The 19807-nt window shown below is 47.3% G+C and carries 16 protein-coding genes, 14 tRNA genes, 3 rRNA genes and 1 pseudogene; 29 read left to right on the top strand and 5 right to left on the bottom strand.

Annotation, left to right across the window (positions count from 1 at the left end; all coding sequences use genetic code 11):
• Entirely contained in the window at positions 1-114 is a 114-nt protein-coding gene (gene cmpA / locus JOJ89_RS01335) for a cortex morphogenetic protein CmpA (RefSeq protein ID WP_087946367.1), read from the bottom strand.
• Between the two features lie 104 nt (positions 115-218).
• On the opposite strand from cmpA, the gene JOJ89_RS01340 reads away from it, so the two are divergent.
• From JOJ89_RS01340 to tsaD, 23 genes are all read left to right on the top strand, one after another.
• Complete coding sequence (locus tag JOJ89_RS01340) at positions 219-665, top strand: SprT family protein (RefSeq protein WP_203289365.1); 447 nt, start codon at positions 219-221, stop codon at positions 663-665.
• 147 nt (positions 666-812) lie between these two features.
• Positions 813-887 (top strand) — tRNA-Asn (locus JOJ89_RS01345).
• 6 nt (positions 888-893) lie between these two features.
• Positions 894-984, top strand: a tRNA-Ser gene (locus tag JOJ89_RS01350).
• 18 nt (positions 985-1002) lie between these two features.
• A tRNA-Glu gene (locus tag JOJ89_RS01355) sits at positions 1003-1074 on the top strand.
• Positions 1075-1094: 20 nt separating this feature from the next.
• Positions 1095-1170, top strand: a tRNA-Val gene (locus JOJ89_RS01360).
• A gap of 3 nt (positions 1171-1173) precedes the next feature.
• Positions 1174-1249 (top strand) — tRNA-Asp (locus tag JOJ89_RS01365).
• Positions 1250-1256: 7 nt separating this feature from the next.
• Positions 1257-1331: transfer RNA gene (locus JOJ89_RS01370), tRNA-Gln, on the top strand.
• 27 nt (positions 1332-1358) lie between these two features.
• Positions 1359-1434, top strand: a tRNA-Lys gene (locus tag JOJ89_RS01375).
• 10 nt (positions 1435-1444) lie between these two features.
• A tRNA-Leu gene (locus JOJ89_RS01380) sits at positions 1445-1527 on the top strand.
• 15 nt (positions 1528-1542) lie between these two features.
• Positions 1543-1628, top strand: a tRNA-Leu gene (locus JOJ89_RS01385).
• An 87-nt stretch (positions 1629-1715) separates the two neighbouring features.
• A tRNA-Arg gene (locus JOJ89_RS01390) sits at positions 1716-1792 on the top strand.
• Positions 1793-1797: 5 nt separating this feature from the next.
• Positions 1798-1874: transfer RNA gene (locus JOJ89_RS01395), tRNA-Pro, on the top strand.
• Between the two features lie 22 nt (positions 1875-1896).
• A tRNA-Gly gene (locus tag JOJ89_RS01400) sits at positions 1897-1970 on the top strand.
• 95 nt (positions 1971-2065) lie between these two features.
• Positions 2066-3603, top strand: a 16S ribosomal RNA gene (locus JOJ89_RS01405).
• A gap of 203 nt (positions 3604-3806) precedes the next feature.
• A 23S ribosomal RNA gene (locus JOJ89_RS01410) occupies positions 3807-6737 on the top strand.
• Between the two features lie 90 nt (positions 6738-6827).
• Positions 6828-6943, top strand: a 5S ribosomal RNA gene (rrf, locus tag JOJ89_RS01415).
• Together the 16S, 23S and 5S rRNA genes with 14 tRNA genes alongside form the textbook arrangement of a ribosomal RNA operon.
• 39 nt (positions 6944-6982) lie before the next feature.
• Positions 6983-7059 (top strand) — tRNA-Met (locus JOJ89_RS01420).
• A gap of 4 nt (positions 7060-7063) precedes the next feature.
• Positions 7064-7139 (top strand) — tRNA-Asp (locus JOJ89_RS01425).
• Between the two features lie 184 nt (positions 7140-7323).
• Positions 7324-8304, top strand: coding sequence for a thiamine-phosphate kinase (gene thiL, locus JOJ89_RS01430; protein WP_203289366.1), 981 nt, complete (start codon positions 7324-7326; stop codon positions 8302-8304).
• 9 nt (positions 8305-8313) lie between these two features.
• Positions 8314-8775: a tRNA (adenosine(37)-N6)-threonylcarbamoyltransferase complex ATPase subunit type 1 TsaE gene (gene tsaE / locus JOJ89_RS01435; protein WP_029286220.1), complete on the top strand. Its 462-nt coding sequence runs from the start codon at positions 8314-8316 to the stop codon at positions 8773-8775.
• Positions 8772-9461, top strand: coding sequence for a tRNA (adenosine(37)-N6)-threonylcarbamoyltransferase complex dimerization subunit type 1 TsaB (gene tsaB, locus JOJ89_RS01440; RefSeq protein ID WP_203289367.1), 690 nt, complete (start codon positions 8772-8774; stop codon positions 9459-9461). Before tsaE ends, tsaB begins: the two co-directional genes overlap by 4 nt.
• Positions 9462-9474: 13 nt before the next feature.
• Positions 9475-9930, top strand: a complete 456-nt coding sequence (gene rimI, locus JOJ89_RS01445; RefSeq protein ID WP_234703432.1) for a ribosomal protein S18-alanine N-acetyltransferase — start codon at positions 9475-9477, stop codon at positions 9928-9930.
• The gene (tsaD, locus tag JOJ89_RS01450; protein ID WP_203289368.1) at positions 9927-10946 is read left to right on the top strand and encodes a tRNA (adenosine(37)-N6)-threonylcarbamoyltransferase complex transferase subunit TsaD; all 1020 of its coding nucleotides are present in this window, start codon (positions 9927-9929) and stop codon (positions 10944-10946) included. The genes rimI and tsaD overlap by 4 nt, the downstream gene beginning before the upstream one ends.
• Positions 10947-11174: 228 nt before the next feature.
• On the opposite strand, the gene JOJ89_RS01455 is transcribed toward tsaD, so the two are convergent.
• Positions 11175-13091, bottom strand: a complete 1917-nt coding sequence (locus JOJ89_RS01455; RefSeq protein ID WP_203289369.1) for an ABC-F family ATP-binding cassette domain-containing protein — start codon at positions 13089-13091, stop codon at positions 11175-11177.
• 153 nt (positions 13092-13244) lie between these two features.
• Here JOJ89_RS01455 and moaC point away from each other — a divergent pair, with 153 nt between their 5' ends.
• The 4 genes from moaC to tatC are packed head-to-tail and all read left to right on the top strand — an operon-like array spanning position 13245 to position 15363.
• Positions 13245-13760: a cyclic pyranopterin monophosphate synthase MoaC gene (gene moaC, locus JOJ89_RS01460; RefSeq protein ID WP_203289370.1), complete on the top strand. Its 516-nt coding sequence runs from the start codon at positions 13245-13247 to the stop codon at positions 13758-13760.
• Positions 13757-14398 carry a redox-sensing transcriptional repressor Rex gene (locus JOJ89_RS01465; protein ID WP_203289371.1) on the top strand — a complete coding sequence of 214 codons (642 nt, stop codon included), beginning with the start codon at positions 13757-13759 and terminating at the stop codon, positions 14396-14398. The genes moaC and JOJ89_RS01465 overlap by 4 nt, the downstream gene beginning before the upstream one ends.
• 17 nt (positions 14399-14415) lie before the next feature.
• Entirely contained in the window at positions 14416-14595 is a 180-nt protein-coding gene (locus JOJ89_RS01470; RefSeq protein ID WP_029286206.1) for a twin-arginine translocase TatA/TatE family subunit, read from the top strand.
• Between the two features lie 18 nt (positions 14596-14613).
• Positions 14614-15363 (top strand): twin-arginine translocase subunit TatC, encoded by a 750-nt coding sequence (gene tatC / locus JOJ89_RS01475; RefSeq protein WP_029286204.1) that lies wholly within the window; start codon positions 14614-14616, stop codon positions 15361-15363.
• Positions 15364-15375: 12 nt separating this feature from the next.
• Here tatC and JOJ89_RS01480 read toward each other — a convergent pair whose 3' ends face one another.
• Both JOJ89_RS01480 and JOJ89_RS01485 read right to left on the bottom strand, forming a co-directional pair.
• Positions 15376-15576 (bottom strand): YdiK family protein, encoded by a 201-nt coding sequence (locus tag JOJ89_RS01480; protein ID WP_029286202.1) that lies wholly within the window; start codon positions 15574-15576, stop codon positions 15376-15378.
• A gap of 2 nt (positions 15577-15578) precedes the next feature.
• Complete coding sequence (locus JOJ89_RS01485) at positions 15579-16313, bottom strand: CPBP family intramembrane glutamic endopeptidase (RefSeq protein WP_203289372.1); 735 nt, start codon at positions 16311-16313, stop codon at positions 15579-15581.
• Between the two features lie 279 nt (positions 16314-16592).
• Here JOJ89_RS01485 and groES point away from each other — a divergent pair, with 279 nt between their 5' ends.
• Entirely contained in the window at positions 16593-16877 is a 285-nt protein-coding gene (gene groES / locus JOJ89_RS01490) for a co-chaperone GroES (protein ID WP_029286198.1), read from the top strand.
• A 41-nt stretch (positions 16878-16918) separates the two neighbouring features.
• A complete protein-coding gene (gene groL, locus JOJ89_RS01495) occupies positions 16919-18547 on the top strand; it encodes a chaperonin GroEL (protein ID WP_029286195.1) in 1629 nt (542 codons plus the stop codon).
• Between the two features lie 87 nt (positions 18548-18634).
• On the opposite strand, the pseudogene JOJ89_RS01500 reads toward groL, so the two are convergent.
• Positions 18635-19803: pseudogene (locus JOJ89_RS01500) on the bottom strand (site-specific integrase).
• Between the last annotated feature and the right edge of the window lie 4 nt (positions 19804-19807).

The following is a 19807-nucleotide window of genomic DNA, read 5'->3' on the forward strand; positions in this document are numbered from 1 at the left end:
TTACGAGCAGTGTTTTTTTCTATAAAAATACCAGCACTGGTTCAGCATTTTGATTTGATAACGGTCCTTTTCATAAAACGCACGCTGCATTTGGTTTTTTAACCATGATGGCATTGCTCGTTCCTCCTTATTGTTTATAATGGAGTATGTGTATGACATACTTTATGCGGGCTCGGGATGTCCTGTTCGGAGAAACAAACTATGCGGGGTGCTTTGGAATGAATGAACGCAAACTTCAGGAACTGACAGAATCGCTTTCTGCAGAATACTTCAAAAAACCATTCAAACATAAAGCGGTTTTCAACAGCAGGCTGCGGACGACGGGAGGAAGGTATCTGCTAAAAAGCCACAATATCGAAGTGAACCCAAAATATCTTTCTCAGGGACTCGATGAAGTGATCGGGATTATCAAGCATGAGCTGTGCCATTACCATCTTCATATAGAAGGGAGAGGGTATAAGCACCGTGATCCTGAATTCAGGGCGCTGCTTTCACAAGTAGGTGCACCAAGGTTCTGCACGCCGATCGAGCCTCCTGCAAGAACAAGGAAAATCGTTCAGTATCAATGTACAGAGTGCCGGTTTATCTACAATCGCCGCAGGAAGATGGATACATCAAAATACGTGTGCGGCAAATGCGGAGGGAAAATCAAACTTGTTTCATAGAATTTTATAAAAAGGGTTGACGCTCTGCGTGGAGCTGTGTTAAATTATAAAAGCCGTCGTAAGAGACGCAAAACAAGACTAAAAAGAAGGCTTGACAGTTTGTCCAAACCTTCATATAATTAAGAAAGTCTGTCAGCAATATCTTATTCCGCAGTAGCTCAGTGGTAGAGCTATCGGCTGTTAACCGATCGGTCGTAGGTTCGAGTCCTACCTGCGGAGCCATAATATGGGGAAGTACTCAAGTGGCTGAAGAGGCGCCCCTGCTAAGGGTGTAGGTCGCGTAAGCGGCGCGAGGGTTCAAATCCCTCCTTCTCCGCCATTATTTTTTATTGTCTCTGGCCCGTTGGTCAAGCGGTTAAGACACCGCCCTTTCACGGCGGTAACACGGGTTCGAATCCCGTACGGGTCATCATTTTCACAAATGAATACGGAGGATTAGCTCAGCTGGGAGAGCATCTGCCTTACAAGCAGAGGGTCGGCGGTTCGAGCCCGTCATCCTCCACCATCTGGTCCCGTGGTGTAGCGGTTAACATGCCTGCCTGTCACGCAGGAGATCGCCGGTTCGATCCCGGTCGGGACCGCCATTTTTATTGGGCTATAGCCAAGCGGTAAGGCAACGGACTTTGACTCCGTCATGCGCTGGTTCGAATCCAGCTAGCCCAGCCATTTTCATTTTGAAAAATGAATATCTTTGTGCCATTAGCTCAGTCGGTAGAGCATCTGACTTTTAATCAGAGGGTCGAAGGTTCGAGTCCTTCATGGCACACCATCTAATGTATGCGGGTGTGGCGGAATTGGCAGACGCGCTAGACTTAGGATCTAGTGTCTTTGACGTGGGGTTCGAGTCCCTTCACCCGCACCATACATTATTCTTTTCGCGGTCGTGGCGGAATGGCAGACGCGCTAGGTTGAGGGCCTAGTGGGGGTAACCCCGTGGAAGTTCGACTCTTCTCGGCCGCACCAAAAGAGCTTTAAAAAAACTTAAAAAAGTTGTTGACATAAACATCACATCTTGGTATTATATTTAAGTCGCTTCACAAATTATCATGTGCGCCCGTAGCTCAATTGGATAGAGCGTTTGACTACGGATCAAAAGGTTATGGGTTCGACTCCTGTCGGGCGCGCCATATTACGGGAAGTAGCTCAGCTTGGTAGAGCACTTGGTTTGGGACCAAGGGGTCGCAGGTTCGAATCCTGTCTTCCCGACCAGGTAATTTTTACAACTTTATATGCGGGTGTAGTTTAATGGTAAAACTCTAGCCTTCCAAGCTAATGTCGTGGGTTCGATTCCCATCACCCGCTCCAATCTTTAAAAAATGATCTTTGAAAACTAAACAAAACCAAAAGCGTACCAAACGTTTTAAATTTTTAAGTCAGCAACATTTATGAGTCACAAATTTTCTTCGGAGAGTTTGATCCTGGCTCAGGACGAACGCTGGCGGCGTGCCTAATACATGCAAGTCGAGCGGACCTCTTCGGAGGTCAGCGGCGGACGGGTGAGTAACACGTGGGCAACCTGCCTGTAAGACTGGGATAACTCCGGGAAACCGGAGCTAATACCGGATACTATGTCAAACCGCATGGTTTGACATTCAAAGACGGTTTCGGCTGTCACTTACAGATGGGCCCGCGGCGCATTAGCTAGTTGGTGAGGTAATGGCTCACCAAGGCGACGATGCGTAGCCGACCTGAGAGGGTGATCGGCCACACTGGGACTGAGACACGGCCCAGACTCCTACGGGAGGCAGCAGTAGGGAATCTTCCGCAATGGACGAAAGTCTGACGGAGCAACGCCGCGTGAGTGATGAAGGTTTTCGGATCGTAAAACTCTGTTGTCAGGGAAGAACAAGTGCCGGAGTAACTGCCGGCACCTTGACGGTACCTGACCAGAAAGCCACGGCTAACTACGTGCCAGCAGCCGCGGTAATACGTAGGTGGCAAGCGTTGTCCGGAATTATTGGGCGTAAAGCGCGCGCAGGCGGTTTCTTAAGTCTGATGTGAAAGCCCCCGGCTCAACCGGGGAGGGTCATTGGAAACTGGGAAACTTGAGTGCAGAAGAGGAGAGTGGAATTCCACGTGTAGCGGTGAAATGCGTAGAGATGTGGAGGAACACCAGTGGCGAAGGCGACTCTCTGGTCTGTAACTGACGCTGAGGCGCGAAAGCGTGGGGAGCGAACAGGATTAGATACCCTGGTAGTCCACGCCGTAAACGATGAGTGCTAAGTGTTAGAGGGTTTCCGCCCTTTAGTGCTGCAGCTAACGCATTAAGCACTCCGCCTGGGGAGTACGGTCGCAAGACTGAAACTCAAAGGAATTGACGGGGGCCCGCACAAGCGGTGGAGCATGTGGTTTAATTCGAAGCAACGCGAAGAACCTTACCAGGTCTTGACATCCTTTGCCACTTCTAGAGATAGAAGGTTCCCCTTCGGGGGACAAAGTGACAGGTGGTGCATGGTTGTCGTCAGCTCGTGTCGTGAGATGTTGGGTTAAGTCCCGCAACGAGCGCAACCCTTGATCTTAGTTGCCAGCATTCAGTTGGGCACTCTAAGGTGACTGCCGGTGACAAACCGGAGGAAGGTGGGGATGACGTCAAATCATCATGCCCCTTATGACCTGGGCTACACACGTGCTACAATGGATGGTACAAAGGGCTGCGAGACCGCGAGGTTTAGCCAATCCCATAAAACCATTCTCAGTTCGGATTGCAGGCTGCAACTCGCCTGCATGAAGCTGGAATCGCTAGTAATCGCGGATCAGCATGCCGCGGTGAATACGTTCCCGGGCCTTGTACACACCGCCCGTCACACCACGAGAGTTTGCAACACCCGAAGTCGGTGGGGTAACCGCAAGGAGCCAGCCGCCTAAGGTGGGGTAGATGATTGGGGTGAAGTCGTAACAAGGTAGCCGTATCGGAAGGTGCGGCTGGATCACCTCCTTTCTAAGGATATAAGGTCGCTTTTGGTTTTTGTTTAGTTTTGAGAGATCATTCTCTCTATATGAAAGAAGGCGATCATTTCTGATCTGCCGGTTGTTCTTTGAAAACTGGATAACGTAATTGATAACAAGTAATTCACTGAGATTTACGCTTACCATAGTGATTTTCTTAGACTTTACAGTCTAAACAAACGATTGACCAATTTTGGTTAAGTTATGAAGGGCGCACGGTGGATGCCTTGGCACTAGGAGCCGATGAAGGACGGGACTAACACCGATATGCTTTGGGGAGCTGTAAGTAAGCTTTGATCCAGAGATTTCCGAATGGGGAAACCCACTGTTCGTAATGGAACAGTATCTTTACCTGAATACATAGGGTACTGAAGGCAGACCCGGGGAACTGAAACATCTAAGTACCCGGAGGAAGAGAAAGCAAATGCGATTTCCCAAGTAGCGGCGAGCGAAACGGAATCAGCCCAAACCAAGAGGCTTGCCTCTTGGGGTTGTAGGACACTCTATACGGAGTTACAAAGGAACGGGGTAGATGAAGCGGCCTGGAAAGGCCTGTCATAGAAGGTAAAAACCCTGTAGTCGAAACTTCGTTCCCTCCAGAGTGGATCCTGAGTACGGCGGGACACGTGAAATCCCGTCGGAATCCGGGAGGACCATCTCCCAAGGCTAAATACTACCTAGTGACCGATAGTGAACCAGTACCGTGAGGGAAAGGTGAAAAGCACCCCGGAAGGGGAGTGAAAAGATCCTGAAACCGTGTGCTTACAAGTAGTCAGAGCCCGTTAACGGGTGATGGCGTGCCTTTTGTAGAATGAACCGGCGAGTTACGATCCCGTGCAAGGTTAAGTTGATGAGACGGAGCCGCAGCGAAAGCGAGTCTGAATAGGGCGAATTAGTACGTGGTCGTAGACCCGAAACCAGGTGATCTACCCATGTCCAGGGTGAAGTTCAGGTAACACTGAATGGAGGCCCGAACCCACGCACGTTGAAAAGTGCGGGGATGAGGTGTGGGTAGCGGAGAAATTCCAATCGAACTTGGAGATAGCTGGTTCTCTCCGAAATAGCTTTAGGGCTAGCCTCGAGTATGAGAGTCTTGGAGGTAGAGCACTGATTGGACTAGGGGCCCTCATCGGGTTACCGAATTCAGTCAAACTCCGAATGCCAAAGACTTGCTCCTCGGGAGTCAGACTGCGAGTGATAAGATCCGTAGTCAAGAGGGAAACAGCCCAGACCGCCAGCTAAGGTCCCAAAGTATACGTTAAGTGGAAAAGGATGTGGAGTTGCTTAGACAACCAGGATGTTGGCTTAGAAGCAGCCACCATTTAAAGAGTGCGTAATAGCTCACTGGTCGAGTGACTCTGCGCCGAAAATGTACCGGGGCTAAACGTATCACCGAAGCTGCGGACTGTTCTTACGAACAGTGGTAGGAGAGCGTTCTAAGGGCGTCGAAGCCAGACCGGAAGGACTGGTGGAGCGCTTAGAAGTGAGAATGCCGGTATGAGTAGCGAAAGAGGGGTGAGAATCCCCTCCACCGAATGCCTAAGGTTTCCTGAGGAAGGCTCGTCCGCTCAGGGTTAGTCGGGACCTAAGCCGAGGCCGAAAGGCGTAGGCGATGGACAACAGGTTGATATTCCTGTACCACCTCCTCACCATTTGAGCAATGGGGGGACGCAGGAGGATAGGGCAAGCGCGCTGTTGGATATGCGCGTCCAAGCAGTTAGGCCGGGAAGTAGGCAAATCCGCTTCCCATACAAGGCTGAGCTGTGATGGCGAGGGAAATTTAGTACCGAAGTTCCTGATTCCACACTGCCAAGAAAAGCCTCTAGCGAGGTGAGAGGTGCCCGTACCGCAAACCGACACAGGTAGGCGAGGAGAGAATCCTAAGGTGAGCGAGAGAACTCTCGTTAAGGAACTCGGCAAAATGACCCCGTAACTTCGGGAGAAGGGGTGCTTTTTAGGGTGAATAGCCCTGAAAAGCCGCAGTGAATAGGCCCAGGCGACTGTTTAGCAAAAACACAGGTCTCTGCGAAGCCGCAAGGCGAAGTATAGGGGCTGACGCCTGCCCGGTGCTGGAAGGTTAAGGGGAGAGGTTAGCGCAAGCGAAGCTTTGAACCGAAGCCCCAGTAAACGGCGGCCGTAACTATAACGGTCCTAAGGTAGCGAAATTCCTTGTCGGGTAAGTTCCGACCCGCACGAAAGGCGTAACGATCTGGGCACTGTCTCAACGAGAGACTCGGTGAAATTATAGTACCTGTGAAGATGCAGGTTACCCGCGACAGGACGGAAAGACCCCGTGGAGCTTTACTGCAGCCTGATATTGAATTTTGGTACAGCTTGTACAGGATAGGTAGGAGCCTTGGAAGCCGGAGCGCAAGCTTCGGTGGAGGCATTGGTGGGATACTACCCTTGCTGTATTGAAATTCTAACCCGCAGCCCTTACCGGGCTGGGAGACAGTGTCAGGCGGGCAGTTTGACTGGGGCGGTCGCCTCCTAAAATGTAACGGAGGCGCCCAAAGGTTCCCTCAGAATGGTTGGAAATCATTCGCAGAGTGTAAAGGCACAAGGGAGCTTGACTGCGAGACCTACAAGTCGAGCAGGGACGAAAGTCGGGCTTAGTGATCCGGTGGTTCCGCATGGAAGGGCCATCGCTCAACGGATAAAAGCTACCCCGGGGATAACAGGCTTATCTCCCCCAAGAGTCCACATCGACGGGGAGGTTTGGCACCTCGATGTCGGCTCATCGCATCCTGGGGCTGTAGTCGGTCCCAAGGGTTGGGCTGTTCGCCCATTAAAGCGGTACGCGAGCTGGGTTCAGAACGTCGTGAGACAGTTCGGTCCCTATCCGTCGTGGGCGCAGGAAATTTGAGAGGAGCTGTCCTTAGTACGAGAGGACCGGGATGGACGCACCGCTGGTGTACCAGTTGTCTTGCCAAAGGCATCGCTGGGTAGCTATGTGCGGAAGGGATAAGTGCTGAAAGCATCTAAGCATGAAGCCCCCCTCAAGATGAGATTTCCCATCACATTTGTGAGTAAGAACCCTGAAAGATGATCAGGTTGATAGGTCTGAGGTGGAAGCGCGGTGACGTGTGGAGCTGACAGATACTAATCGTTCGAGGACTTAACCACAGTCTAACTAAGCGTAAATTGCACGTGAATCTTGTTATCAAACGTTACTCAGTTTTGAAAGAATAACTTCTTTCAACCAATTGCATATTGTCTGGTGATGATGGCAAAGAGGTCACACCCGTTCCCATGCCGAACACGGAAGTTAAGCTCTTTAGCGCCGATGGTAGTTGGGGGTTTCCCCCTGTGAGAGTAGGACGTTGCCAGGCAATGCAATTATACATATTGAATGCATTACTTATTATTGTCGCGGGGTGGAGCAGTCTGGTAGCTCGTCGGGCTCATAACCCGAAGGTCGCAGGTTCAAATCCTGTCCCCGCAACCAAAATGGTCCCGTGGTGTAGCGGTTAACATGCCTGCCTGTCACGCAGGAGATCGCCGGTTCGATCCCGGTCGGGACCGCCATTTATGTAAACAACAACGAAACGATTAGGTTTCGTTTTTTTTATGCTTTTTTTGAGGTAGACACTTGGTGAAACTTGGACAAACTAGATAGATAAGATACACTGAATATCAGGGAACTTTCCTTAGAACTGCTGAGTTCTAAGGTTTTTTAGAATAGATTGAAGATGAGAGGCTGGTCTTTGCCATGACGATAAAGGACGAATTTCAGTTTATCAGCCGGATCCGTCAAGATGAGGTCCGCCAGTCCGGTTTAGTCGAAGGGATTGGCGATGATGCTGCCCTGTATGGAACGAAATCAGATTACCTTGAAGTTGTCTGTACGGATACGATGGTTGAAGGGGTTCATTTTTTAAAAGAATTATCTTCTCCGAAGGAAATAGGCTATAAGGGGCTTGCCGTAAATGTGAGCGATGTGGCTGCTATGGGCGGCGTGCCAAAGTATTATCTTGTGGCCATTGCGGTACCCAAAACATGGTCAGAACAGGAGCTTGCCGAATTATATGCAGGAATGGACGAGCTGGCTGAACCGCTCCGCATCGATTTGATTGGGGGAGACACGGTCTCGACCTCGGATAAGCTCGTTCTTACCGTGACGGTGGTTGGTGAGGTGAAAAAGGGCAAGCAAAGGCTGCGGAAGGATGCACGTCCGGGAGATGCTGTATTTGTAACAGGTACAATCGGCGATTCGGCTGCAGGGCTACAAGCTTTGCTTGGAAATCTTCACCCAGACCGGGATGCAGCGTCTTTTCTAATCAACAGGCATAAGCGCCCTGTCCCTCAGGTGAAAGCAGGGCAGATTATGAGCTCTGCCGACCGCGTATCGCTGAATGACATCAGTGACGGACTGGCGAGTGAACTAAATGAAATAAGCGAGTCCAGCTGTGTTAAAATAGTGATAGATAAAACAAGACTTCCAATGAGTGACTCAATGAAGTCACTGAACCACGAGGATGCAGAAAAATGGATGCTGTTTGGTGGAGAAGACTTTGAATTAACAGGTACTGCTTCACGGGCTGTATTCACTGATCTGCAAAAGAGATGCCTGGCAGAAGGAATCCTTCTTACGGAAATTGGACGTGTTGAAGAAGGGCCGGCAGGTGTATTTTTTACTGAGGACGGAAAGCAGACGAAGCTTGAGAAGTCCGGATATAATCATTTTAAGTAAGGTGAAGTTATGATAAAGCATGTAGTAAAATCAACTCATACAGACGAAACGACGCGTCTTGCCATAAGACTCGGAGAGCTTTTGAAGCCGGGGGCTGTCATTACACTTGAAGGTGATCTTGGGGCCGGAAAGACGACGTTTACTAAGGGACTGGCAAAAGGTCTTGGCATTCGCAAAAATGTCAACAGTCCTACGTTTACGATTATGAAAGAATACCGGGATGGCCGGATTCCTTTGTATCATATGGATGTGTACCGCATGGAAGACAGCGGAGAGGATCTCGGATTTGATGAATATTTTGAAGGAGATGGCGTGACCGTCGTTGAGTGGGCAAGCATGATCGAAGAACAGCTTCCAAAGGAGCGGCTGGACATCAGAATTCACCGCTCAGGAGACGATGAGCGTGAAATCATTCTCATCCCTCTCGGTGAGGACTATATTGGTTTATGTGAGGAGCTTGTAACCGGATGAAAGCATTAGCAATTGATACATCAAACCTGACACTTGGAGTGGCCCTTGTGGGGGAAGAAACGGTGATGGGTGAGTATGTCTCGCACGTCAAACAGAATCATTCGGTACGTGCGATGCCTGCTGTCGAGTGGGTGCTGCAGGAGTGCGGCGTGAAGCCTGCCGAGCTTGACCGTGTAATCGTAGCAGAGGGCCCGGGTTCCTACACCGGGCTTAGAATCGGCGTCAGCATCGCAAAGACACTTGCGTGGACCCTGAACATTCCGCTTGTCAGTGTTTCAAGTCTTGAAGTGCTTGCAGCAGGAGGCACTTACTTTGACGGAATGATCTGCCCGCTGTTTGATGCCCGCAGGGGACAAGTGTATACAGGACTTTATGAATATGAAGACGGCGTACTTTTAAATAGAAGAAAAGATTGCAATCTTCTTCTTGCAGACTGGCTTGAAGAGCTGAAGACAGAAGATAAGCAGATTTTGTTTATTGGCAATGACGTCAGTCTTCACAGGGAACTTATCACACAGATTCTTGGCGAACAGGCCATGTTTGCAGAAATGACAGAGAACAATCCCAGACCATCCATGCTAGGGAAAATCGGGCTTAAAAAAGACCCTGTTGATCTCCATTCATTTGTCCCGAACTACATTCGCATGGCTGAAGCAGAAGTCAAGTGGCTGGAACAACAGAAATAAGCAGGTGAAAGAGATGAAGCAGGATACAATGGTCATCCGGCCAATGAATGTAACGGATATAGATGCTGTCTATGAAATTGAAACACAGTCCTTTGCCACTCCATGGCTGAAGGAGTCTTTTCATAATGAACTGACGCAGAACCATTTTGCTAAATACTTGGTTGTGGAATTTGACCGGCAGATTATCGGCTATTGCGGACTTTGGATTATTATGGATGAGGCGCAGGTAACGAATATTGCCGTTCTTCCTGCTTTTCGGGGCAATAAAATCGGCGAAACACTGCTTCGTCAGGCGATTGGCGTTGCAAAGGAGTATGGGGCCGGAAAAATCTCGCTTGAGGTAAGGGTGTCAAACCATGTGGCACAGTCCCTGTACAAAAAACTCGGGTTTCAGCCGGGCGGAATCAGAAAGCGGTATTATACCGATAACGGAGAAGATGCTTTAGTAATGTGGGTGGGTTTAAAATGACGAAAAAAGATCTGTACGTACTTGGTATTGAGACAAGCTGTGATGAGACAGCTGTATCAATCGTAAAAAATGGACGGGAAATCATCTCAAATGTAGTGGCTTCTCAAATTGAAAGCCATAAACGTTTCGGCGGAGTTGTTCCCGAAATAGCTTCAAGGCATCATGTGGAGCAGCTGACGATTGTTCTGGAAGAAGCGCTGAAGCAGGCGGACATGGGCTTTAAAGATCTCGATGCGATTGCTGTAACAGAGGGGCCGGGACTGGTCGGAGCCCTTTTGATTGGTGTCAATGCGGCAAAGGCTCTTGCATTTGCCCATGGGCTGCCGCTTGTTGGCGTTCACCATATTGCGGGGCATATATATGCCAACCAGCTTATTTCTGAGCTGAAATTTCCGCTGCTGTCGCTTGTCGTTTCAGGCGGACATACGGAACTTGTCTATATGAAGGAACACGCATCTTTTGAGGTCATTGGAGAGACGCTGGATGATGCTGCCGGAGAAGCATATGACAAAGTGGCAAGAACGTTAAAGCTTCCATATCCCGGTGGCCCTCACATCGACCGTTTGGCTGCAGAAGGAACGCCATCCATTGATCTGCCGCGGGCATGGCTTGAGCCGGATTCCTTTAACTTCAGCTTCAGCGGCCTGAAATCAGCGGTTATTAACACTCTCCACAATGCTGAACAGCGCGGAGAAGTGATTGAGCCCAAAGACCTTGCCGCAAGCTTCCAGGCAAGCGTCATTGATGTCCTTGTGACAAAGACCGCTGCGGCTGCCGAAAAATATGGAGTGAATCAAGTTCTCCTTGCCGGCGGTGTTGCTGCAAACAGAGGATTGCGTGCAGCCCTTACGGAAACGTTCAGTGGGCTTCAGGATGTTGAGCTTATTATCCCGCCGCTGTCTCTCTGCACAGACAACGCAGCAATGATCGCAGCAGCAGGAAGCGTCTTTTATGAAAAAGGACATAGAGGATCGATGAGAATGAACGCAAATCCAGGACTTGAGCTTCCGAATTAACGGTTATCAACAAGTTATTCACACTCCGTCCAATAACTCATGCAAGAATTTATGAAAGCTTGCGGAATATGGCCGGGGATAACCTGTGGGTAATGTGGATAAAAAACGTTTAAAATGTGGATAATGTGTATAATTCACATGAAACCTTGTAAAACTTGAACATTAGATTGTGGATAACAAAAAACTCAGCACCGGTTATGGCGCTGAGTTTTTTTATCCACAATTTTTTTAATCTTCCTGCAGCTGCTCCCAGTCATTCATCAGCTGTTCAAGCTCTTCCTGCAGGACTTCGTTTTCCTGATTAATCTCCTGAACCCTTGTGTGGTCTTGATAGATCTCAGGATCGCAGAGGAGCTGTTCATTTTCTTCTACCTTTTCCTCAATAGCTGAAATGCGCTCTTCCACTTCCTGAAGCTTGCGCTGCTTTTGCCGCGCTTGTTTTTTCAGTTCTTTTTCCTGTTCATAGGAAAGCTTATTTCCGTTTTCTTTCTCTTTCACTTCAGGGGCAGCATCCAAGGCAGCAAGCTCGAGCTGCTCTGCTTTTTTATGTTGATAGTAATCGTAATCTCCGAGGTATTCGGTTACACCGCCCGGAGAAAGCTCGTATACCTTTGTCGCGATTCTGTTGATGAAATACCGGTCATGGGAAACAAACAGAATCGTCCCCGGGTAATCAATCAGTGCATTTTCAAGCACTTCCTTGCTGTCCAGATCAAGATGGTTTGTCGGCTCATCCAGAATGAGCAGATTGGCTTTTTGCAGCATCAGCTTTGCAAGGGCAAGCCGTGCCTTTTGTCCGCCGCTTAAGGTTGATACATTTTTCAGGACATCGTCACCGGAAAAAAGGAAGTTTCCGAGTACAGTGCGGATTTCCTTTTCGGTAAGCATCGGGTAGTCATCCCATAATTCATCAAGCACCCGTTTATTGGACGTCAAATTCGCCTGCTCCTGATCGTAATAGCCAATCTTGACGCCGGACCCAAGCTGAAATGAACCCTTTAGTGGAGAGAGTCTTTCAATGATCGTTTTCAAAAGTGTCGACTTCCCGACTCCGTTCGGTCCGACGAGCGCGATGCTGTCACCTCGTGAAACGGAAAAAGAGACATTTGAAATAATCGGATTCGTTCCATCATAGGAAACGGCGATATCATTCGCTTTTAAAACATCATTTCCGCTCTGACGCTCGATATCAAATTTAAAGTGGGCAGACTTCTCATCCCCAAGGGGCCTGTCCATCAGATCCATGCGCTGCAGTTTTTTCTGACGGCTTTGCGCGCGCTTGGTGGTTGACGCTCTAGCCATGTTCCGCTGGATAAAATCCTTCAGCTTCGCCACTTCATCCTGCTGTTTTTCAAATAATTTCAGCTCGCGTTCATAGTTTTCAGCGGCCTGCTCGAGGTAGCGGCTGTAGTTGCCGATGTACTTTCTGCTTGCGTGTCTTGAAATCTCGTACACCTGGTTAACTACCTTATCAAGGAAATACCGGTCATGGGAGACGATCAAAAGAGCACCGCTGTATCCCTGCAGGTATTGCTCAAGCCAGGAAAGTGTAGCGATATCCAGGTGGTTTGTCGGTTCATCCAGCACGAGCAGATCAGGACTTGTCAAAAGAAGCTTACCGAGGGCAAGCCGTGTTTTCTGGCCTCCGCTCAAACGCTGAATCGGTGTTGAGATGTCAAAGTCAGCGAACCCGAGTCCGTGAAGAACAGAACGGATGTCTGCTTCATACTGATAGCCGCCTTTTTCTTTAAATTCAACCTGCAGACGGTCGTATTCATTCAGCAGCTGCTGAAATTCCCGTTCTGAAGGGTCTGTTTCGGCCATTTTCATCTCCAGGCTGCGCATCGTTTTTTCCATGTCCTTCAGCGACTGGAAAACGGAGTTCATTTCATCCCAGATGGAAAGCTCGGATTCGAGGCCGGTGTCCTGTGCAAGGTAGCCGATCCTCATATCTTTCGGCTTGATGATCTCTCCTGATTCATAGGAAAGCTGTCCTGCGATAATCTTCAGGAGCGTTGATTTTCCGGCACCGTTTCGGCCCACGAGTGCAATCTTGTCCCGCGTTTGTACTTCAAGTTTAATGTTCGATAATATAAGATCAGCAGCAAAATATTTTGTCAGCTGGTTAATCTGCAGCAAAATCATGTCTTTTCACCTCAGGCTATGATAGGTTAAGTGTAGCTTATCCGCGGGGCACCCGCAATGATTGGGACTTCTGGAAGCGTGTATTTGTCACAATAAGTAAAAAGACAGATTTGTAAAAATAGTGTATAGTCTAGGTATGAGGGGCGTAAAAAGATGTCAAATTTTACTCATTTTAACCAGCAGGGCAGAGCCAGGATGGTTGATATATCAGAAAAAAATGATTCAGTCCGCACAGCCGAAGCCATTTCAAGCGTTATAATGAGCCCGGAGGTGCACGATAAAATCGTGAATCAGCAGCTTGAAAAAGGCGACGTGCTTGCTGTTGCGCAGGTAGCAGGCATCATGGCTGCCAAAAACACATGGAACATCATTCCGATGTGCCACCCGATTCCGCTTAAAGGGATTGATATCTCATTTGACTGGGAAAAAGACGATGGACAAGTCCGGCTGCTCATACATGCTGCAGTCAAAACAAAAGGAAGTACAGGTGTCGAAATGGAAGCGCTAACTTCCGCTTCCGTCTGTGCACTGACGGTTTATGATATGTGCAAGGCTTTAGACAAAGGGCTTATTATTGGTCCAACGTACTTATCTCAAAAGACCGGCGGGAAAAATGGGGATTACAAGAGAGATAAATCTGCATCTTTGAATGTGGGGGTTAGAACGTGAACAACATCGAGCAATCAAAAATTCCGCAGGCGACTGCTAAACGCCTGCCTTTATACTACCGTTTTTTAAAAAACCTGCATGCTTCAGGGAAGCAGCGGGTGTCATCGGCTGAACTGAGCGATGCCGTGAAGGTCGATTCCGCGACAATCCGCAGAGACTTCTCCTACTTTGAGGCTCTCGGGAAAAAAGGATACGGCTATAACGTCAATTACCTGCTGTCCTTTTTCAGAAAGACGCTTGACCAGGACGAGGTCACAAAGGTTACGCTGATTGGAGTGGGAAACCTCGGGACAGCTTTCCTTCATTATAACTTCACGAAAAACAACAATACGCTGATCTCACTTGCCTTTGATGTGGATGAGAACAAAATCGGCACAGAAATCGGCGACGTGCCGATCTATCATCTTGATAACATGGAAGAGCACCTGCCTGAGGATGTGACCGTTGCGATTCTGACCGTCCCTGCCCAGGCTGCCCAGGCGATTACAGACAGACTGATTGCAAAGGGCATTAAAGGTATCTTGAACTTCACGCCGGCAAGGCTGAATGTGCCGGAGGAAATCAGAATCCACCATATCGATCTTGCTGTCGAGCTGCAGTCGCTCGTCTACTTTTTGAAACATTACCCGAACGCATAAAGAAAGAGGTGAAAACTATGCCAAACCTTGGATTTGGAAGTCTGCTGCTGATCGTTTTTGCTGCTTTATTGATCTTCGGCCCAAAAAAGCTCCCGGAACTCGGAAAAGCGGTAGGAAATTCTCTGCGCGAGTTCAAGTCAGCCACGAAAGGCCTTGCTGATGACGATGATGAAGACAAAAAGAAGGAAGAGAAGTAAGATAGGATGAAAGCAGTTATGAAACAAAACGACATGTCGGTCGTCGATCACATTGCAGAGCTCAGAAAACGGATCATCATCACCGTCTTTTTCCTGTTTCTCGCTGTGATTGCCGGCTTCTTACTCGCAAAGCCGATCATTATTTATCTGCAGCATACGACAGAAGCAGAGAATCTGACGCTGAATTCATTCCGCATGACAGACCCGATCATGGTCTATATGCAGTTTACCTTTATCATTGCCTTTATCCTGACGTCGCCGGTCATTCTCTATCAGCTTTGGGCCTTTGTCAGCCCGGGGCTCTATGAAAAAGAACGCCGCGTTACGCTAAGCTATATCCCGATCAGCATCGGGCTGTTTTTGGCCGGTCTGAGCTTCTCATATTTCCTGCTGTTTCCGTTCGTAGTGGATTTTATGGAGCGGCTCTCAAATGACCTTGATATTAACCAGGTCATCGGGATCAATGAGTATTTTCAGTTTCTCATACAGCTGACCATTCCGTTTGGGCTGCTGTTTCAGCTGCCGGTTGTCATCATGTTTTTGACAAGGCTCGGGATTGTCACGCCGATGTTCCTGTCAAAGGTGAGGAAATACGCATACTTTGTTCTGCTTGTGATCGCAGCGCTCATCACACCTCCGGAGATTGTCTCGCATCTCATGGTGTCTGTGCCGCTTTTCATTTTGTATGAAGTCAGTATTTTCGTCTCAAGATTTGCCTACCGGAAAGCACAAAAAACACAGTTTGAGGAAGAAAATAAAGAAGGGTAATCCGCTGCCGGATTACCCTTTTTTCTTCGTCTTCACTTTATACGAAAGAGTGAACATTCGGAATGCCACTCCAAGGTCAAACGTTGCAATCAGCATCAGCAGGATGGTCGGAAAAGACCAGAGCCCGTTTTCCGAGCTGTTCACCGCAAGATAGGTAAACAGGATGCCCATTGCCAAGTAGAAAATTCCCATCGATACCGGGCTTGTTCTCATTCTTACATGCCTCCAAAGATAAATTGCATTTGTTCCGCCTTTTTCATCATTTCTTCAAGCTGTTCGCGGTTCGACTGCAGCAGCACGACCAGTGTATTCATCGCGACATGCGCAAAAATCGGAACGAGCAGGCGCTTTGTCCGGATATACAGGAAGGCAAACACAAAACCCATCGATCCGTACAGCAGCAGATGCTGCGGCTCACCGTGCACAAGCGCAAAAACGATTGAACTGATCAAAGCCGACAGAAAGAAATTCATGCGCTGATAGAGAGCGCCAAACAGAATCTTTCTGAAAATGATTTCCTCAAGGATCGGTCCAATAATGGATGTCACTAGTATTAGAAGAGGCGTAACCTTTAATACTTCCATGATAATCTGTGTATTTTCTGATTCTCCCTGAATTCCGAGCACTCTTGTTTCAATTGTGGCTGCGAGAACCTGGACAGTCAGCGCCAGAAATACCCCGGCCACTGCCCATAGGATGGACACACTTACCGGAGCAGCGTCACCTCTTAATTCCTTGTTGTCTCTAAAGTGGGTGCGCATGAAAAACAGGACGAGGACAAATGCAGCCGCAAAGCTGAATACGGTCCAGTACCCGGATGCCATAATCTGAGCCATTCTCATCGATTCGCCTTCACCTACGCCAAGCTTAAGGAGAAGCGGGATGCCAAGAATGCCTGAAAACTGCATGACGATGTATGTCAAAATGATTAGCCAGTATTCTTTCTTCAATCGAATGACTCCTTTTTTCGCCGATTATCGGTCATATGTTTATGTGTCAACTAGGCATTATTGTACCATAAACAGGGCAGCATGTAGGAGGATAACGCCTTTATGGTATGCCTTATTGGGACGAATCATGTAATTGATCAGGATTTCAATTTTTTTTGACTTATCACTTGAATTTGAGTGAGAGATTCTATAATATAATACTTGTGTTAGCACTCAAGACATCTGAGTGCTAATAAATAAGAAAATTTAAATCAATGAAATTTGAGGAGGTTGTTTCACTTGTTAAAGCCATTAGGTGATCGTGTCGTAATTGAGCTTGTACAATCTGAAGAAAAGACTGCCAGCGGAATCGTATTGCCGGACAGCGCGAAAGAAAAGCCGCAAGAGGGCAAAGTTGTAGCAGTAGGTACTGGTCGTGTGCTTGACAACGGTGAGCGTGTTGCTCTTGAAGTTGCAGAAGGCGATCGTATTATCTTCTCAAAATACTCTGGTACTGAAGTGAAGTATGAAGGTGCTGAATACTTAATTTTACGCGAAAGCGACATTTTAGCAGTTATCGGCTAATTTTATAAATATCATAAAAACTTTTCAGGAGGTAAGAAATTATGGCTAAAGACATTAAATTCAGTGAAGACGCTCGCCGTGCAATGCTGCGCGGAGTTGACGCACTTGCAAATGCTGTAAAAGTAACGCTTGGACCAAAAGGACGCAACGTGGTTCTTGAGAAAAAATTCGGATCTCCGCTAATCACAAATGACGGTGTAACCATCGCAAAAGAAATCGAGCTTGAAGATGCATTCGAAAACATGGGTGCAAAGCTTGTTGCTGAAGTTGCAAGCAAAACAAACGACGTAGCAGGTGACGGTACAACAACTGCAACGGTTCTTGCTCAGGCAATGATCCGCGAAGGTCTTAAAAACGTAACAGCAGGCGCTAACCCAATGGGTATCCGCAAAGGAATCGAAAAAGCGGTTGTTGTTGCTACAGAAGAGCTTAAAGCTATCTCTAAGCCTATCGAAAGCAAAGAATCCATTGCTCAAGTAGCTGCGATTTCTGCTGCTGACGACGAAGTAGGACAATTGATTGCTGAAGCAATGGAGCGCGTTGGAAACGACGGCGTTATCACAATCGAAGAATCAAAAGGCTTCACAACAGAGCTTGAAGTTGTTGAAGGTATGCAGTTCGACCGCGGATATGCATCTCCATACATGGTGACTGATTCAGACAAAATGGAAGCTGTCTTAGACAACCCGTACATCTTAATCACTGACAAAAAAATCACAAACATTCAAGAGATCCTTCCTGTACTTGAGCAGGTTGTACAGCAAGGCAAGCCTCTGCTATTGATTGCTGAGGATGTTGAAGGTGAAGCACTTGCTACTCTAGTAGTAAACAAACTTCGCGGAACATTCAATGCAGTAGCTGTTAAAGCTCCTGGATTCGGTGACCGCCGCAAAGCAATGCTTGAAGACATCTCTGTTCTTACAGGCGGAGAAGTGATCACTGAAGACCTAGGCCTTGACCTGAAATCAGCGAACATTTCCCAGCTTGGCCGCGCTTCTAAAGTTGTTGTAACAAAAGAAAACACAACAATCGTTGAAGGTGCAGGCGAGTCTGACAAAATCGCAGGCCGCGTAAAACAAATCCGTGCTCAATTAGAAGAAACTACTTCTGAGTTCGATAAAGAAAAACTACAAGAACGCTTAGCTAAATTAGCTGGCGGCGTAGCAGTCATCAAAGTTGGTGCTGCAACTGAAACAGAACTGAAAGAGCGCAAACTTCGCATTGAGGATGCCCTTAACTCTACTCGCGCTGCAGTAGAAGAAGGAATCGTATCTGGCGGTGGTACTGCCCTTGTGAACGTATACAACAAAGTAGCATCTGTTGAAGGAGAAGGCGACTTCGCGACAGGCGTAAACATCGTTCTTCGCGCACTTGAAGAGCCAGTACGCCAAATCGCTCACAACGCTGGCCTTGAAGGCTCTGTTATCGTTGAGCGCCTGAAGCATGCTGAAGTAGGCACTGGATTCAACGCTGCAACTGGCGCATGGGTAAACATGATCGAAGCCGGTATCGTTGACCCAACAAAAGTAACGCGTTCAGCTCTTCAAAACGCTGCATCTGTAGCGGCTATGTTCTTAACTACTGAAGCAGTAGTTGCTGACAAGCCGGAAGAAAACGCTCCTGCAATGCCTGATATGGGCGGCATGGGTGGAATGGGCGGCATGATGTAATAGGTAACAGAAACCCTTATGTTATCGGGGTTTCGCGAGTGTTTGAAAATAAATGCTCACCTATTTGCTCACCTAACATCTTGAATATCATAAAAGTTGAAGGTCTTCCATTAGTTTACTGAACTGATGGGAGGCCTTTTCTTCCATGTTGTCAGTCATATGAGCATAGATATTCATTGTTGTCTGAATATCAGTATGTCCTAATCGTTGTTGAATTTCTTTCAGTCCAACCCCGGCTTCAATTAATAACGAAGTGTGTGTGTGCCTGAATGAATGTAACGTAATACTTTTATGGATATGAGGCAGCTTCTTAAGAAGACGTTGTAAGCGTATAGCCGGTATTTTTTGTACTAATGGATAACCATCTTCTGAAGTGAAAACAAAATTTTGACTGTGATAATGTTGTCTATTCTTAATTCTTATTTCATTTTGCTTATGAAGGTGCTTTTTTAACAACTTCATTACCTGATCATCCATCTTGATTGTACGTATTGAACCCTTAGTCTTTGGGGTTAGTAAGGTAAAATGCTTTTTATTGTTGGTTGGATTATATAAGGTCTTAGAAACCCTTATAGATCCCCGTTTGAAATCAACATCAGGCCATTTGAGAGCCAATGCTTCGCCTATTCGAATACCTGAATAGGCTAAAAGTGAAAACAACATATAATCGTTACTAAGACCATTAATACGAGCGAGGGATAAAAATTCCACTAGCTCATTTTTTTCAAGGAATTTCTTTTTTAGATTTTCTTTTTCCACCTCCTCTATGGTAGTTTGTTGTTTAGGGAGGCTATAGTTTTCCGTAGGATTCTGTTGCAACCAATCCGACTCAATAGCAAATTTGAAAATCATTCTACCCGTACTTTGTATTCCGTCCATATAGTTAGGAGAGTATACTTTACTTAGCTCATTCAGATATTCTCTATAAACAGCCTTGTTGATATTTTTTATGGGTGTCTTTTGCCATCTTTTAAGTAAAACGTTCGCTTCTTTACTTCTAGCTCTGACACTGCTAACTTTGGCTTGTATGGCATAACTTTCAAGCCACTTTTCAGCTAATGTTTGAAATGTCATATTAGAGTCTTGGACAAATTCTCCTTTGGAAATTTTAAATTCCAGTTCTTTAGCTGCATCTTTGGCGGCCATTTTAGAAGAGAATCCTGATTTTGTAATCTGTTTTCTTTTTTTGTAATAGGGTCAATGCCTAAGTTCACCGTGTAACTCCACTTATCGCCTCGTTTACGAAAGTAAGCCATAATG

The organism is Metabacillus sp. cB07 (assembly GCF_016839225.1).
In the GTDB taxonomy this organism is placed as follows: Bacteria; Bacillota; Bacilli; order Bacillales; family Bacillaceae; genus Bacillus_P; species Bacillus_P indicus.